This is a genomic window from Streptomyces sp. NPDC002088, from assembly GCF_040296605.1.
GTDB lineage: Bacteria > Actinomycetota > Actinomycetes > Streptomycetales > Streptomycetaceae > Streptomyces.
On sequence record NZ_JBEOXO010000001.1, the window covers coordinates 321941 to 338120 of the forward strand.

General features: G+C 71.5%; 14 protein-coding genes and 1 pseudogene. 9 read left to right on the forward strand and 6 right to left on the reverse strand.

Annotation, left to right across the window (positions count from 1 at the left end):
• Window positions 1-135: 135 nt before the first annotated feature.
• From ABT114_RS01445 to ABT114_RS01460, 4 genes and pseudogenes are all read right to left on the reverse strand, one after another.
• Window positions 136-336: a hypothetical protein gene (locus ABT114_RS01445; protein ID WP_351137315.1), complete on the reverse strand. Its 201-nt coding sequence runs from the start codon at window positions 334-336 to the stop codon at window positions 136-138.
• Window positions 337-436: 100 nt separating this feature from the next.
• Window positions 437-1198: an SDR family oxidoreductase gene (locus ABT114_RS01450; RefSeq protein WP_351137317.1), complete on the reverse strand. Its 762-nt coding sequence runs from the start codon at window positions 1196-1198 to the stop codon at window positions 437-439.
• Window positions 1199-1252: 54 nt separating this feature from the next.
• Window positions 1253-2863 carry a benzoylformate decarboxylase gene (mdlC, locus tag ABT114_RS01455; RefSeq protein ID WP_351137319.1) on the reverse strand — a complete coding sequence of 537 codons (1611 nt, stop codon included), beginning with the start codon at window positions 2861-2863 and terminating at the stop codon, window positions 1253-1255.
• 417 nt (window positions 2864-3280) lie between these two features.
• A pseudogene (locus ABT114_RS01460) lies at window positions 3281-3727 on the reverse strand (alpha-hydroxy-acid oxidizing protein); the annotation flags it as partial.
• Window positions 3728-3841: 114 nt separating this feature from the next.
• On the opposite strand from ABT114_RS01460, the gene ABT114_RS01465 reads away from it, so the two are divergent.
• The 5 genes from ABT114_RS01465 (at window position 3842) to ABT114_RS01485 (ending at window position 8324) form a co-directional block, all read left to right on the forward strand.
• Window positions 3842-4876 (forward strand): Lrp/AsnC family transcriptional regulator, encoded by a 1035-nt coding sequence (locus ABT114_RS01465; RefSeq protein ID WP_351137321.1) that lies wholly within the window; start codon window positions 3842-3844, stop codon window positions 4874-4876.
• Window positions 4877-5487: 611 nt separating this feature from the next.
• Window positions 5488-5907: an aspartate 1-decarboxylase gene (gene panD / locus ABT114_RS01470; RefSeq protein ID WP_351137323.1), complete on the forward strand. Its 420-nt coding sequence runs from the start codon at window positions 5488-5490 to the stop codon at window positions 5905-5907.
• 38 nt (window positions 5908-5945) lie between these two features.
• The gene (locus tag ABT114_RS01475) at window positions 5946-6293 is read left to right on the forward strand and encodes a GNAT family N-acetyltransferase (RefSeq protein WP_351137325.1); all 348 of its coding nucleotides are present in this window, start codon (window positions 5946-5948) and stop codon (window positions 6291-6293) included.
• Window positions 6294-6301: 8 nt separating this feature from the next.
• Window positions 6302-6940, forward strand: coding sequence for an aspartate/glutamate racemase family protein (locus ABT114_RS01480; RefSeq protein ID WP_351137327.1), 639 nt, complete (start codon window positions 6302-6304; stop codon window positions 6938-6940).
• 730 nt (window positions 6941-7670) lie between these two features.
• Window positions 7671-8324: a LysE family translocator gene (locus ABT114_RS01485; RefSeq protein ID WP_351137329.1), complete on the forward strand. Its 654-nt coding sequence runs from the start codon at window positions 7671-7673 to the stop codon at window positions 8322-8324.
• A 145-nt stretch (window positions 8325-8469) separates the two neighbouring features.
• On the opposite strand, the gene gnd is transcribed toward ABT114_RS01485, so the two are convergent.
• Window positions 8470-9909 (reverse strand): NADP-dependent phosphogluconate dehydrogenase, encoded by a 1440-nt coding sequence (gene gnd, locus ABT114_RS01490; RefSeq protein ID WP_351137331.1) that lies wholly within the window; start codon window positions 9907-9909, stop codon window positions 8470-8472.
• 275 nt (window positions 9910-10184) lie between these two features.
• On the opposite strand from gnd, the gene ABT114_RS01495 reads away from it, so the two are divergent.
• A complete protein-coding gene (locus ABT114_RS01495) occupies window positions 10185-11366 on the forward strand; it encodes a transglycosylase family protein (protein ID WP_351137333.1) in 1182 nt (393 codons plus the stop codon).
• Here the strand turns inward: ABT114_RS01495 and ABT114_RS01500 are convergent.
• Complete coding sequence (locus tag ABT114_RS01500) at window positions 11356-12555, reverse strand: DMT family transporter (protein WP_351137335.1); 1200 nt, start codon at window positions 12553-12555, stop codon at window positions 11356-11358. The two genes, ABT114_RS01495 and ABT114_RS01500, sit on opposite strands and share 11 nt — an antisense overlap.
• Before the next feature lie 209 nt (window positions 12556-12764).
• On the opposite strand from ABT114_RS01500, the gene ABT114_RS01505 reads away from it, so the two are divergent.
• The 3 genes from ABT114_RS01505 (at window position 12765) to glgC (ending at window position 16076) form a co-directional block, all read left to right on the forward strand.
• Window positions 12765-13529, forward strand: coding sequence for a (2Fe-2S)-binding protein (locus tag ABT114_RS01505; protein ID WP_351137337.1), 765 nt, complete (start codon window positions 12765-12767; stop codon window positions 13527-13529).
• Window positions 13530-13566: 37 nt separating this feature from the next.
• A complete protein-coding gene (gene glgA, locus ABT114_RS01510; protein ID WP_351137338.1) occupies window positions 13567-14718 on the forward strand; it encodes a glycogen synthase in 1152 nt (383 codons plus the stop codon).
• 137 nt (window positions 14719-14855) lie between these two features.
• Window positions 14856-16076 carry a glucose-1-phosphate adenylyltransferase gene (gene glgC, locus ABT114_RS01515; RefSeq protein ID WP_351137340.1) on the forward strand — a complete coding sequence of 407 codons (1221 nt, stop codon included), beginning with the start codon at window positions 14856-14858 and terminating at the stop codon, window positions 16074-16076.
• Window positions 16077-16180 lie beyond the last annotated feature (104 nt).

Genomic DNA, 16180 nt, shown 5'->3' on the forward strand with positions numbered 1-16180 from the left:
CAAGCATGCTCCCGGCCGTACTTGAGGAGTTCGTCCGTCTGGCGGAGCTGCACCGGGAGAAGGAAGACACCGCCCCCAGCGTCGCCGAAGCACGCCGTGCGCGGGCGATGCCGGTGCCGGCCATCCACACGCTGTTCAGCCCCCGGTCCGGCGCAACCACTCCTCTTCCTCACCTGGTTCGGGCAGCACGTGCCCGCCCTCGACAGCGGACCGTGCAGGTCCGTCCTGCAGCACCACCATGGTCCGGCTCGCGTCCACGCCGGAGATCCGGGCGATCGCTGCGGACAGCTCCAGGGCCAGTCGCGTCGCCTCCTTCTGCGGATGGCCTCGCCGCACCCAGCGGACCGGAAGGATTTCCGCGGATCTGCACCGTTGCTCAGGTTCCTGGACCCTTCGGTGTTCACATGGTCGGTCGTGTGGTTCGCCGTGGGCTCCGTCAGAAGCCCTTGCGCACACCCCCGTCGACCGACAGCATCACGCCCGTCAGGTACGAGGCGGCGGGCGACAGCAGGAAGGCGGCGCTGCGGCCGAACTCGTCCGGGGTTCCGTAGCGGCGCAGGGGGACGCCGGCGATGGCGCGCTCGCGGGCGGCGTCGGCGTCACCGTGTCGGGCGTCGAGTTCGCGTACCCGGTCGGTTTCGATGTGGGCGGGCACGAGGCCGACGACGCGGATGCCGCTGGGACCCAGCTCGTTCGCGAGGTTCTTCGCGTAACCGGCCAGGCCCGGCCGCAGGGCATTGGAGATCGCCAGGCCGGGGATCGGCTCGTACACGGAGCTGGAGAGGACGAAGCCGATGGCACCTCCCTCGCCCAGCTCCGCCGCCACCGCGCGGGAGAGCCGCACCGCGCCGAGGAAGACCGACTCGAAGGCGGTGCGCCACTGGTCGTCGTCGATGGTGTCCGACGTGCCTGCCGGGGGTCCGCCGACGCTGATGAGCACCCCGTCGAGCCGCTGGAAGGCATCACGTGCCGCGGCGATCAGCCGGTCCGGAGTGTCGGTGTCGGCGTTGTCGGCCACGACGCCGACCGCCTGTCCCGGGCCGCCGAGCTCCGTCTGTGCGGCGGCCACCGACCTCTCGTCGCGGCCGCTGACGACCACCCTCGCACCGTCCGCCACCAGTTCGCGCGCGGCGGCCATGCCCAGCCCCCGGGTGCCGCCGGTGACTATGTACACCCGGTCCTTCAGTCCGAAGTCCATGATTGCTGTCCTCTCTCCGCTGTTCTCTCTTCGACCACGCGAGCTGCCCGCGGCCTACAACATCGCCTCTTGGGGCTGCGTGGCGACCACGATGACGGTGGTGGTGCCGGCGGTCAGGGCCGACTTGAACTCCCGCTCCAGGTCCTCGGTGGTCTCCACGTCGACCGCGCGGCATCCGAAGCCGCGGGCGACGGAGGCGATGTCGAGCCCGGGCAGGTCGAGCCCGGGCACGCCCGGGGTCTCCTCCAGCACCGCGAACGACTTGAGGATGGAGTACTCCTGGTTGCGCATGACGGCGTACACGATCGGGAGGTTGTGCTGGGCCGCCGTGTAGATGGCCTGCACGGAGTACTGGAAGGAGCCGTCGCCGATCAGGCCGATCACCGGCCGTTCGACGCCCCTGTCCCGGTCGCCGAGCGCGACGCCCACCGCGGCGGGGGTGCCCCAGCCGATGCCGCCGCTGGCCGTGGCGAAGAACGATCCGGTCCGGGTGGTGGGGAGCCACTCGATCTGCTGGGCCATCGTGGAGGTCGACTCGTTGACGATGACCGCGTCGACCGGCCGGACCCTGCTCAGGGCGGCGTACACCTCCGGCGGGGTGAGCGGGCTGTTCGGCGCCTGCGGCAGCTCACGTGGCCGCGGCATCGGTTCCGGAGCGGTCCGCGCCGATCCCTCGGCGACCATGTCCAGGAGCAGTTCGATCGCCGTCCTGGGGTCGCCCAGGACACTGTCGCCCACGCGCGCCGCCGCGGCGACCGCCGGGTTGCCGGTGATCTGGAGGAGTTCGGTGCCTTCGGGGAGGTAGTCGCCGGGCACGTAGGGGTAGTAGCGGAACACCTCCGCGCCGATCACGACCACCAGGTCGTGCCCGGCCAGGCGGTCGCTGATGGTCTTGACCGACATGCCGAGCGGGCCGCCGAAGAGGGGGTGGTCCTCGGGGAAGGAGGCGCGGTCCAGCAGCGGGGCGCCGTAGACGGCCGCGCGCAGCTTCCCCGCCAGGGCGACGGCCGCGTCCCATCCGCCGGCGCGGTCGACCTCGGGCCCGAAGACCAGCGCGGGGCGACGGCTGGCGGAGATACGGTCGGCGAAGGCGCGCAGCCGCGCGGTGTCGGGAGCGACGCGGTCGCTCACCGTGCGCACCCGGGTGAAGCCGGACAGGGGTCGTTTCCAGTCATCCATGGGAATGGAGAGGTAGACCGGTCCCGTCGGTGGCTGCAGCGCCTCCGCGTAGGCCCGCATGAAGGCTTCGGGGACGTCTTCGGCGCGGGCCGGCTCGTAGGACCACTTCACCCAGGGCTTGGGCAGCGTGGTGGCCTCGCGGTTGCCGAGGTACGGGTCCCCGATCACCAGTTCCCGGTGCTGCTGGCCGGAGGTGATGATCAGGGGCGTGTTTCCGTGGTAGGCCGCCACCAGGTTGCCCACCGCGTTTCCCATCCCGGCCGAGGAGTGCAGGTTGACCAGTGCGGGGCGGCCGGTCACCTGGGCGAAGGTGTCGGCCATCGCGATGACGGACGCCTCCTGCAGCGCCAGGACGTAGGTGAAATCCTCGGGGAATTCCTGCAGGAACGGCTGCTCGGTGGAACCGGGATTGCCGAAGACCGTGGTGAGTTTCAGGGTCCGCAGCAGGTCGTAGGTCACGCTGCGGACGGTGGACTGCTCAGTCATGGTTGCCATCGACTTTCTTGCTGGGGCTGGGCTTCTGGTTCAACGGGTCTGCCGGAGGGGTGCTCGCTTCTCCGTGAAGGGTCGAATGCCGTCTTCGGCGTCGTGGGGATGCGGTGCGCCAGTCTGATCCTGCTGGACAAATAGATACCTGTCGTGACATACCGTCCGTTCGGTGATGGGCCTGCTCCTAGGGCTGGCCCGGGTTGCCGAGGTGGTGGACCATGGCCGGCCACTCGGTGAGCGAGGACCGCCGCTGCGTCCGCCCCGGCTGGTCGACGGCTGTCAGGTGAGGCGGCGGAGGGCGTCCGGGGTGAGGTCGGCGAGGGCGGGGTAGCCGTCGACGGCCATGATCAGGTCTGCTTCGGCGAGCAGGGACCGCACGCGCCGCGCGGCCGGGGCGGCGCGCCCGCCGGCACCGAAGAACCCCGGGGTGCCGCCGAACTCGGCGGCCACCTGCTCCAGCGGATCGACGCTCAAGGTGGAGGCGACCATCGGCACGCCGGTGCGGGCGGCGGCTCGGGCAGTGGCGAGATCGCCGTGGCCGTCCTGCGCGCACAACCCGATCACGCCGACCGGGGACATGAACAGCGGCGAGGGCAGACGCATCCCGAACAGGTCGACGGACAGATCCCGGTCCGTGGCCCCCACCATCATCCGCGGGACGAGGCCCCAGCGTTCGAACGCGGTGACATTGGCCCGCTGGGTGCGCTCGTCGCCGGCTCCGGCCATGACGTAGGAGCGCACCGAGGCGGGCATCGCGGCCTGAGCCAGCGGCGCCAGCTCGTCGTAGGTCATCGGGAAGCGTGGCACCACCCCGCGCAGCCCGTCCATGTAGATCTCGTTCTGAAAATCGCCGTATGCCATGGTCCGGCCCTCCTTCACGCTCGCCAGGTCCAGGTGCGGGCCCCTGAAGTCCACAATGGGAGAGTGACGCGTGAAAGCCGCCAAACGCAGGAATCTGCCTCGCAGGGCAGGAGCATGCAGGATGATGCACCCGCACTGCTGACAGAGGACGACCTGGCGCTGATCAATGCCCTGCAGTTGCAGCCGCGGGCCTCATGGACCGAGCTCGGGCGCGCGCTGGAGGTCGACCCGGTCACCGTGGCCCGCCGCTTCGGCCGCCTGTCCGAGCAGGGCGCCGCATGGGTGGGCTTCTCACCCGGCCCACGCCTGTTCGAGCAGGTCTGCGTGGCCTTCGTCGTGATCGACTGCGCTCCGGGAGCCACCGCCGGGGTCGCCCGGGCCCTGAGCGCCCACCCCCAGATGCTCACGATCGAGCGCGCGGCCGCCGGCCACGACATCCTCGCCACCGTCGCCACCCGCGACCTGCCGGCCCTGTCCCGCTACACCCTCGACCTGCTCCCGAACCGTCCCGGCATCACCGCCGTGGAGGCCCGGATCGTCACCCACATGTTCACCGAGGGCGGCCGGTGGCGTATCGCCGCCCTGGCCCCCGGCCAGCGCGCCCAGCTGACCGGCCCGCCCCCCGCCCAAACCCCCGCTGCCCCGGGCGAGATCACCGCCTTCGACCGCGCCCTCATCGCCCGGCTCGCCCACGACGGCCGCGCCTCCTACCAGACCCTGGCAGGCGACCTCGGCGTCAGCCTCAACACCGCCAAACGCCGCACCGAACACCTCACCCGGCGCGGCCTGCTGCGGTTCCGCTGCGACTTCGCCCGCCCCCTCGGCGGCTGGCCCGTCTCGGTCACCCTCTGGGCCAGAGTCCCACCCGCCGACCTCCCCGAGATCGGCCACGCCCTCATCCGCCTGCCCGAGACCCGCAACTGCGCCGCCGTCAGCGGCCCCCACAACCTCATCCTCCAGGCCAGCCTGCACTCCGTCAGTGACGTACTGCGCCTGGAAACCCAGCTGGCCTCCGCTCACCCGAGCCTCGACATCGTCGACCGCGTCATCACCCTGCGCCAGGACAAGCTGCTCGGACGCCTCCTGGACCCCCACGGCCGCTCCGTCGGCATCGTCCCGCCCGACCTCTGGTCGGAGCCTGAGATGTGACACCCACGGTGCCCCAAGCTGTCGGCTCCTCCACGTTCCTCATGGCCGGCCTGCCTACGGCCACGTCACGCAGGAAGTGCCAACAAGGGGCACTCGGCCCAATGAGGCAGAGGAGACCGCCGGTCGGACTGCCGGCCCGGCACGACGACGTCGGCTGGAAAACCGGCGCGTGCCCGGTCCACGGCCGGCCCGGGCGGCTGGTCCAGCGCTCGTGGAGAAGGCTGTCCCGCAACGCCGCCGGAGGATCTCGCAGAGTCTTCGGAGTCCCGGTGCGACGCATGCCGGCGCTCCTGAGTAGCGCCGCCCCGAGATGCAGTCGGCATACCGCCGTTCCGTTCTTCCTCTTCGACGAGCACTACGCCGTGTCCCTTGCTAGGCCGGTCGAAGTGCCCCGCCAGGCAATCGACATCGCCCGGAACCCAAAGCGTGCCGACATTCCGTGACGCGCGTGCGGCGTTCGACTGGCACGGCGTCAGAAGGGTCAGCAACGGGTCAGAGTGAGTCCTCGAACACCTGGCGACAGCTGACCGGACATGCGAATCGAGGTAGCCTCCGGATACGCCCTTGACCTGCAGAAGCAGGCAGGGAGCTGACAAATCGGGAGTTTCTCCGTGTTTCGTACAATGTTCAAGTCCAAGATCCACCGAGCCACCGTCACCCAGGCCGACCTGCACTACGTGGGATCGGTGACCATCGACGCCGACCTCCTGGACGCCGCCGACCTGCTGCCCGGCGAGCTGGTCCACATCGTCGACGTCACCAACGGTGCCCGGCTCGAGACGTACGTCATCGAGGGCGAACGCGGCTCCGGGGTCGTCGGGATCAACGGGGCCGCGGCCCACCTGGTCCACCCCGGAGACCTGGTGATCATCATCAGCTACGCTCAGGTCACCGACGCCGAGGCCCGGTCCCTGCGTCCCCGGGTCGTGCACGTGGACGGCGACAACCGGATCGTGGCCCTGGGTGCGGACCCGTCGGAGCCCGTGCCGGGCTCGGACCAGGAGCGCAGCCCGCAGGCGGTCGGCGCCTGACCGACGGACCGGTTCGACTGCTCTTCGAGGGAGTGTCCATGAGTGACATAGAGATCCGTGACGACCGCGCGGGCGGACGCCTGGAAGCGGTGGGCGCGGACGGCGAGGTGGCCGGCCACATCGAGTACTTCGTGCTCGAATCCCCCGGGCGGGCCCTGGTTCCGGTGCACACCATCGTCGAACCGGCCCACGAGGGAAAGGGCATCGCGGGCTCGCTGGCACGTGAGCTCTACGCCATCGCCGCGCGCGAGGGAGTCCCGGTTGCGCCCCTGTGCCCCTACGTCGTCAAGTGGGCCGAACGCCACCCGGAGGAGGCCCCGGCAGCCGACCCCGAGCTGCTGCGGGCGGCGAAGGACTGGCTGATCGCGCACCCCGGCAGGTTCTGACACCGCTCATGCTCGCCCTCCTGCACACCTCACCCGTCCACGTCCCGGTCTTCGACGCCCTGCGCGACGAGGGCCATCCGGACCTGGAGCTGCGGCACTTCGTCGACGAGCCCCTGCTGGACCGGGCCCGTGCGGCCGGACCGGACGCCGTGGCGGCGGACGTACGCGCCGCCGTCGACCGGGCCGTCGCCGACGGCGCGCGGGCGGTGCTGTGCACCTGCTCGACCATCGGCGGCGTCGCGGAGGCGTACGAGGCGGAGGCCGGTGTCCCGGTCCTGCGCGTCGACCGTCCGATGGCGGCGGCCGCGGTGGCGGCGGGGGCGCGTGTCGTCGTCCTCGCCGCCCTGGAGAGCACGCACGCCCCGACGGCGGCGCTGATCGAGGAGGAGGCCCGCCGGGCCACCCGCCCCGTCACGGTGCGCACCATGCTGGTCGGCGGCGCGTGGGCCCGCTTCGAGGCAGGCGACAGCGGGGCCTACATCCGCCTGGTGGCAGCCGCGGCAGATGCGGTCACCGACGCCGACGCGATCGTCCTGGCCCAGGCCTCCATGGCCCCGGCCCAGCACCTGACGACCACCCCGATCCCGGTACTCGCCAGCCCCCGCCCGGGCCTGGCGGCGGGCGCGGAGGCGGCGCGGCGCGGGTGAGTGCTGAGGCGGGCGTCGGGATGCCTGCCGTACACCGGGCGGTCGGGCGTGGAGGCAGCGCGCCGCTGGGCTGGAGGTAGCGCGCCGTCGGGTCGGTGGCAGCGCACCGCGGGTGGGTGCAGCGCTCCCTCAGGCCGGACATCGCGCCCCCTCAAGCCCAAGCCGAAGTACGCCCGCCGAATGAGGTCGGCTGGGCTCCCGCGTCGATGCCCGTGGGTGAGTGGCGGCGCGGGCCCCGGGTACGCGGGGAGTAGTCCAGAGCCAAGGTTCATCGACTGGCCGGAGGACGCCATGACCAATCCCTATCCCGACCCCGTCCCACCCGGACCGACACCGGGCCCCGACCCGCGGCACCCGGAGCCCTACCCGGATCCCGCGCAGCCTCCGGCCCCGACTCCGCCCCCGGATCCCGCGCAGCCTCCGGCCCCGACTCCGCCCCCGGCTCCGGGCCCGCCCCCGGACCCCGGACAGCCTCCGCCGCCGACCCCCGGACCGATACCGCCCCCGACCCCGGGTCCGCCCCCGGAGCCCTCTCCGTCCCCGATCCCCCCGGGGCCGGAGCCCGTACCGAACCCCGAACCGGGACCGCCCCTGACGTGACACCTGAGTAAGCCCCCGGAGAGGCATGCACCCCGCCCAGGCCGCAGGCCCGCACAGTCATGCCCACAGTCATGCCCGATATCGGGCAGGATTCTGGCATTCGTGCGGCCGGAGATCCTAAGGTCTCCAGGTGATCGACTACTCCGCCCTCTGGGGCTTCGCCGTGATCGTCGGGCTGCTTACCCTCACGCCCGGCCTGGACACCGCGCTCATCCTGCGTACCGCCGCGCTGGGACACCGTCGCCGCGCCTGGGGAGTCGTCCTCGGGATACAGGCCGGAACCCTGGCCTGGGGTGTCCTCACCTCGCTGGGCGTGACCGCCCTGCTGACCGCCTCCCACCTGGCGTACACGATCGTCCGCTGGGCGGGCGCCGCCTACCTGGTGTGGATGGGCGGGCGCATGCTCTGGTCCACGCGCCGCGCGGCAGGGGCGGCGCAGGAGGAGGCGGACGAGGAAACCGGCCGCTTCCGGGGCGGCGCCCCGGACACGGTGCTCGGCGGCTGGCGGCAGGGCGCGTTGACCAACCTGCTCAATCCCAAGGTCGGCGCGTTCTACGTCTCCGTACTCCCGCAGTTCATTCCGGCCGGCACCTCGCATCTCGCGATGGGCGTGCTGCTCGCCGGCACCCACGTCGTGCTGGGGACACTCTGGTCGTCCGTCCTCATCGGCTGTGCCCACCTGCTCCGCGACCGTCTGCGGCGCGGCTCCACCCGGCGCATGCTCGACCGGGTCACCGGCACGGTCGTCGGCGCGTTCGGCATCCGGCTCGCACTGGGCGACTGACACCTGGGTCGACATGCCGACGGCGGGCGACCACACGGGTCGCCCGCCGTGTCGAGCGGTCGGCGGCCACGCGGGTCGCCTGCCGTCTCAGCGGTCGGCGGCCACGCGGGTCGCCCGCCGTCTCAAGCGGTCGTCCTACCCGCCCCTACGCCTCCACCTCCGACCGGTCCCCGCCCCACAGCGTGTGGAACGAGCCCTCCCGGTCCACCCGCCGGTAGGTGTGCGCACCGAAGAAGTCCCGCTGACCCTGCGTGAGCGCCGCCGGCAGCCGCTCGGCGCGCAGGGCGTCGTAGTAGGCGAGGGCCGCGGCGAAGCCGGGCGTCGGGACGCCCTCGCGGGTCGCGGCGATCAGGACCTCGCGCCAGTCGTCCTGGGCGGCTCCGATCTCCTGCGCGAAGGTGTCGTCGGACAGCAGGCTCGGCAGGTCGGGCCGGGCGTCGTATGCGGCGCGGATACGGTCCAGGAACGCCGCGCGGATGATGCAGCCGCCCCGCCAGATCGAGGAGACGGCGCCGAGGTCGATGTCCCAGCCGTACTCCTCGCTGCCCGCCGCGATCTCGTGGAAGCCCTGCGTGTACGACACGATCTTCGACGCGTACAGCGCCTGCTCCACCCGGTCCGCGAAGGCCGCCGCCTCGGTCTCCGACAGCGCGGAGGCCTTCGGTCCGGCCAGGCCCCGCGAGGCCTCGCGCAGCGCGCTGTGCCCGGACAGGGAGCGCGCGAAGACCGCCTCGGCGATGCCGGACACCGGCACGCCCAGGTCCAGGGCGATCTGGACCGTCCAGCGGCCGGTGCCCTTCTGCTCGGCCTGGTCCTGGACGACGTCCACGAAGGGCTTGCCCGTCGCCGCGTCCACGTGCGACAGGACCTCCGCCGTGATCTCGATCAGGTACGAGTCGAGCCGGCCCGTGTTCCAGGTGCGGAAGATGTCCGCGATCTGTGCGGGGGAGTACCCGGCGACGTCGCGCAGCAGCTGGTACGCCTCACCGATCAGCTGCATGTCGGCGTACTCGATGCCGTTGTGGACCATCTTCACGAAGTGTCCGGCGCCGTCGGGACCCACATGCGTCACGCACGGCGCCCCGTCCTTCGCCTTCGCGGAGATCTTCTCCAGCATGGGGCCGAGGGACTCGTACGACTCCTTCGAACCGCCCGGCATGATGCTCGGCCCGTGCAGCGCGCCCTCCTCGCCGCCGGAGACGCCCGTACCGACGAAGTGGATGCCCTGCTCGCGCAGTGCGCGCTCCCGGCGGCGGGTGTCCGCGAAGTGCGCGTTGCCGCCGTCGATGATCATGTCACCGGGCTCCAGGAGCGGGGCGAACTCCTGGATCACCGCGTCCGTCGGGTCACCGGCCTTCACCATGATGACCAGACGACGCGGCCGCTCCAGCGCCGCCACGAAGTCCTTGGCGGTCTCGGCCGCGACGAACTCTCCCTCGTGCCCGAACTCCTCGACGAGGGCGTGCATGCGCGCCGCTGTCCGGTTGTGCACCGCGACCGTGTAGCCGTTGCGCGCGAAGTTGCGGGCGAGGTTGCGTCCCATGACCGCGAGACCCGTGACGCCGATCTGGGCTGTAGTGCTCATACGGTTGGCTCCTAAGGATCCTGATATCGGTCGTGCCGGTCGTGTCCGCCAGTATTGCCGCACCGACCATCCTGACGTTCCGGTACGCCGACCGCACGTCCGGGCTGTTCCCTGTTGCGTACGCAGATACGCGGCGGAACCCCCACCTGCCTCACCCGTTCGGCAACTCGGATGGATTCCTTGTCCCTTGCGTGACACGGCGGCTGATTGCTGCCTTGTCATGGCCTGTTCGGGGCGCTTACTTTTGGCCCTCCTGACGCACGAGGGGGCTCTCCATGGCCGTACGCGGCCGGCACCGCCGGTATCAGCCGAACAGGATCAACCGCGCCTCACTCACCGTCACGGCGGGCAGCGCCGGAATCGCGATCCCGCTCATCGGCGCCGGCACCGCCCAGGCGGCCGACGTGGACACCTGGAACAAGGTCGCCGCGTGCGAGTCGAGCGACAACTGGAGCATCAACACCGGCAACGGCTACTACGGCGGACTGCAGTTCACCCAGTCCACCTGGGAGGCGTACGGGGGCACGGCGTACGCGCGGCGGGCGGATCTGGCCACCAAGGACCAGCAGATCGCCGTGGCGGAGAAGGTGCTGAAGGGGCAGGGCCCCGGCGCCTGGCCGGTGTGCTCGGTACGGGCCGGGCTGACCCGGGGCGGCGACACACCCGACATCCACCCCGCCGGCACCGCCACGACCCGGACCGCCAAAAGTTCCGCACAGACCTCCACGCATGCCTCCGCGCAGACCTCCGTGCAGGACGTGCAGCCGCAGACCACGCCCCAGTCCCGGGCCGGCACGGCCGAGATGTACAGGGTGGTGCGCGGTGACACGCTCTCCGGGATCGCCGAGGACCAGCACGTCAAGGGCGGTTGGCACGGGCTGTACACCGCCAACCGCAAGACCGTCGGAGACGACCCCGACCTGATCCTGCCCGGCCAGCGGCTGAACCTGCGCGCCAAGGCTGCCGCCACCACCACGACGACCCGCACCACGCCCAAGCCCGCCACGGAGAAGTCCTCTTCGGACAGCGCCGAGACGACCAGTGCGAGCGGTCACTCCCTCGTCGCCCCGGTCCATGCGGCCATGGGCACCGCGTACCACGCGGCGGGCTCCTCCTGGTCGAAGGGGTACCACACCGGCGTCGACTTCCCCGTGCCCACCGGTACGACCGTCAAGGCGGTCGCGCCGGGGCGGGTCGTCAGCGCCGGCTGGGGCGGATCCTTCGGCTACCAGGTGGTCATCCGGCACGCCGACGGCCGCTACACCCAGTACGCGCACCTGTCGGCGATCTCCGTGAAGACCGGGCAGTCGGTGGGCGCGGGCCAGCGCATCGGCCGCTCGGGTTCCACGGGCAACACTACGGGCCCGCATCTGCACTTCGAGGTGCGGACGGGGCCCGGCTTCGGTACGGACGTCGACCCGGTGGCGTATCTACGGGCCGGCGGCGTCAGGATTTGACGTGCGTGCGGTGCCGGTCCAGGACGGGCATCACGACGAACGGGCCGCCGTAGAAGGAGCTGTAGTAGCGCTGCGAATCGTTCTGCGGTTCGTCGTCGGAGCCGGGGGGCTGCGAAACCGGCTCCGGGCCGTCCTCACGCAGGACGGCAACTGTCTGTTCAGGGATCGCCGGGATCTCCGGTATCGCAGGGATCGCCGGAATCTCCGGGGTCTCCATGAGGAGGAGTTCCTCGGCCAGCAGTTCCTCCGCCGTGACCGGCACGGCGACCGTCACCGTCTCGGTCCCCTGCACGGGCACCGTCTCGGTCCCCTCTGCGGGCACCGTCTCCGACCGCTGCGCGGGCACCGTCACCTCTGCCGTGCGCGTGAGGCGCTCGGTCGTCAGCAGGATCAGGCCGCCCGCCGCCACCACTCCGCAGCTCAGGGCGAGCGCGGTGCCCGCGGTGCCGTAGCGGAAGGTTTCTCCGAACATCGTGATGCCCACCGCCGCCGCCACCACCGGGTTCACGACCGTCAGCGTGGCCAGTGGAGCCGCGAGGCCGGCGCCCCGGTAGGAGGCCTGCGAGAGCAGCATGCCGGCCGTGGCCAGGACGCCGATCACGGCCAGGGACGGCAGGTCGCCCGCCGTCACCCCGCCGGTCCAGTCGACCGCGACCGTCTTGGTGAACACCGAGGACATACCGAACGCGATGCCGGACCCGGTGGCCAGCAGCACACTGCGCACCGCCGGGTGCCGGTGCGCCGCCCGGGCGGCCACCATCAGCGCCACCACCGCACCACCGGTGACCACCGCAGCGGCCACCCGCTGGGCCGTGCTGAGCGAGTGCGCGTCGGCCGCGCCGACCAGGGAGAGCAGGCCCGCGAGCCCCGCCGTCGCCATGATCGCGCCCCGCCAGGCCGTGGCACCGGCCTTGCGGCCGACGAACAGGGCCGCCATGGGCAGCGCGAAGACGATGGTCAGCGCGCCCAGCGGCTGGACCAGGCTCAGCGGCCCGTAGGCGAGTGCCACCACGTGGAGGATTCCGCCGAGGCCGTTCAGCGCTACGGCCGCCCACCAGCTCGCCCGGCGCAGCGGCGCGAACTGCTCGTCGGGGGAGGACGCCGCGACCTGCTCCTGCACGATCGCCCCGCCCGCGTACGCCACGGCGGAGACGAGCGACAGGACCACGGACAACGCGAGGGCACTCATGAGCAGCTCCTCTGCGTGAGACGGGGGCGCTGGGCCCGGCGCGGCGAACGGTCGGCTCTCATGGCCAACAGCCTGCCCTGTCGATCTCTTCCCGTCGTCGTACCTGAGCAGGCAATCGGTCCTACTGCCGATGGAGTACGAAAGGAGGACGCTCCTCCCCAGGGTGGGTGACACGGAGGGGAACCGGCTGATCACAGCTCCTACCGGTCTTGGTACTACTACTGGTCGTGGACCTCGACCTCGACCACGACCTCGCCGCACTCCGCCCGCTCGGCGGCTTCTTCGTCCTGCGTACGGACCCAGGGAGGGCCGCAGCGCCGTCCGGGCCGCTGCCGACGCTGCGTGAGAGCTACGAGAATCGGACAGCGGATGTTCACGGAGATGCCCTGGGCAAGCTGAGTTCGAGGAGCCTGCGGGCTCCCGAAGTGCGCGTCGGGGCGTCCGTGGCGCACCAGGCGCTCGCGGCCCGGCTCTGGTCGGTGGCGCTCGGGTGCGCCACGCTGTACGGCCGGATCCCCGACCTCGACCCGGGCCTGCTGCGCTGGGACGCCGACAGCACCGCCCCCGACGACCTGTGGTTGTCGGAGGTACGCCCGCTGCCGGGGGACGCGGCGACCGTCGCCGACGCCGTGCTGGACGCCCACCTCCGGCCGCTGACGGCGGCAGTGCAGGCCCGCTGGCGGGTCGCGGCGGGCCTGTTGTGGGGCAACGCCGGATCCGCGCTCGCGGGGGCGGCCCGGGAGCTCGACCGCTGGGCGAGGGCGAACGGCCGTCCGGACGTCGGCGCCGGAGCCCGCTCCCTGACCGCCGAGCTGTTCGGCCACCCCCTCCTCGCCGGAACCGGCACCCTCACCGGCACCGCCTTCCGTCGCCGCAGCTGCTGCCTGTACTACCGGGTGCCGGGCGGGGGCGTCTGCGGCGACTGTTGCTTCACACGACCCCCGCGCTCTTCCCCACGCGACCCATCTGGGTGACCATGAGGGAACCAGCCGCTGAGACAGGGGGTTCCGGGTGCGAGTGGGACTGCTGACCCGGGAGTACCCCCCGGACGTGTACGGCGGCGCGGGGGTCCATGTCGAGTTCCTCGCCCGGGAGTTGCGGACCCTCGTCGATCTCGACGTGCACTGCTGGGGCGAGGGGCGCGCCGACGGCGTCGTACGCCACCGCTCCTGGTCCGCCCTCGACGGCGCCAACGACGCGCTGCGCACCTTCTCCACGGACCTGTCGATCGCCGCCGCCGTCGAGGGGCGCGAACTCGTCCACTCGCACACCTGGTACGCGAACCTCGCCGGCCACTTCGCCAAGCTCCTGTACGGCATCCCGCACGTGCTGACGGCCCACTCGCTGGAGCCGCTGCGCCCCTGGAAGGCCGAGCAACTCGGCGGTGGATACGCGCTGTCCGGCTGGGCCGAGCGCACCGCGATCGAGGCGGCCGACGCGGTGATCGCGGTGTCCGGCGCCATGCGCGAGGACATCCTCGGCTGCTATCCGGCCCTGGACCCGGACCGGGTCCACGTCGTGCACAACGGCATCGACACCGCCCTCTACCGGCCCGACCACGGCACGGAGGCCCTCACCCGCGTCGGCATCGACCCGAGCCGCCCGTATGTGCTGTTCGTCGGCCGCATCACCCGCCAGAAGGGCGTCCCCCATCTGCTGCGCGCGGTGCGGGACATCGACCCGGCGGCGCAGGTCGTCCTGTGCGCGGGCGCACCCGACACCCCGGAGATCGAGCGCGAGTTCCGCGACCTCTTCGAGGAGCTGAGCCGTGCGCGCGACGGCGTGCACTGGATCCCGCGGATGCTGCCGCGCCCGGAGGTGATCCAACTCCTCACCCATGCTTCCGTGTTCGTCTGCCCCTCGGTATACGAGCCGCTCGGCATCGTCAACCTGGAGGCGATGGCCTGCGGCACGCCCGTCGTGGCCTCGCGGGTCGGCGGCATTCCCGAGGTCGTGGCGGACGGGGAGACCGGCGTACTGGTGTCCGTGGACGACGACTTCGAGGCGGGCCTCGCGCGGGCGCTGGACTCGGTGCTCGGCGATCCGGGGGCGGCCCGGCGGATGGGCGAGGCCGGACGGGAGCGCGCGGTGACCGAGTTCGGCTGGGACGCGGTGGCACGGCGCACGGTCCGGCTGTACGAGGAGATCCTCAAACAGGCCTAGTACAAGCGGTGGATGTGGCTCGGGCGTCCTCGACCAGGCCTGGTGCAGCCGGGAGATACGGCTCGGAGATCCTCGAACATGCTTAGTGCGAACTGCTCAGGGGCAGGCATGGGTCAACCAGGGTGAGGGGAGCGGCCATGCGTCGTGGAGGGCCTTCGGTGCTCGGTATCGTTCTGGCGGGCGGTGAGGGCAAGCGGTTGATGCCCCTGACCGCGGACCGCGCGAAACCCGCGGTCACCTTCGGCGGCACGTACCGCCTCGTCGACTTCGTCCTCTCCAACCTCGTCAACGGCGACATCCTGCGCATCTGCGTCCTGACGCAGTACAAGTCGCACTCGCTGGACCGGCACATCACCACGACCTGGCGGATGTCCAGCCTGCTCGGCAACTACGTCACGCCCGTCCCCGCCCAGCAGCGCCTCGGCCCGCGCTGGTACCTGGGCAGCGCCGACGCCATCCTCCAGTCGCTGAACCTGATCTACGACGAACGGCCCGAGTACGTCGTGGTGTTCGGCGCCGACCACGTCTACCGCATGGACCCGCGGCAGATGCTCGCCCAGCACATCGACAGCGGGGCCGGGGTGACGGTGGCGGGGATACGCGTACCGCGCACCGAGTCGTCGTCCTTCGGCGTGATCACACCGGGCTCGGACGGCCAGACCGTCGAACGCTTCCTGGAGAAGCCCGCCGATCCGCCGGGCCTGCCCGACGATCCGGAGTCCGTGTTCGCCTCGATGGGCAACTACGTCTTCACCACCAAGGCGCTGATCGAGGCGCTCCAGCGGGACGCCGAGGACGAGGGCTCGCTGCACGACATGGGCGGCTCGATCCTGCCCCAGCTCACCAGCCGGGGCGAGGCGCACCTGTACGACTTCAGTGCCAACCACGTGCCCGGCGAGACCACCCGCGACCAGGGCTACTGGCGTGACGTCGGCACCCTCGACGCGTACTACGACGCCCACATGGACCTGATCGCCGAGCGCCCCGCCTTCAACCTCTACAACCGCAGCTGGCCCATCTACACCCACTCCAACCAGCTCTCACCCGCCCGCTTCAACTCGGGCGGCATCGCCGGTGAGTCCATCATCAGCGCCGGATGCCTGATCCGCGGGCAGGTGACGCGCTCCGTGCTGTCCCCGGGCGTGGTGGTCGACCCGGGCGCCGTCGTCCAGGGCTCGATCCTGCACGACAACGTCCACATCGGCCGGGGCGCGGTGGTGCGCGGGGCCGTCCTGGACAAGAACGTCGAGGTACCGCCGGGCGCGACCATCGGTGTGAACCCGGAGCGGGACGCGGAGCTGTACACGGTGTCGAAGGGCGGAGTGATCGCGCTGGGCAAGGGGCAGATGGTCCCGTAGCCCGCATGGGTTGTTTTCGGCCACTCCCTGAGGTCTGTGACCAGCGGGGTTGGTGAGGTTACGTGACCGGGACTTAATCCGCTGTTTACTGTGCGTAGCCTGAT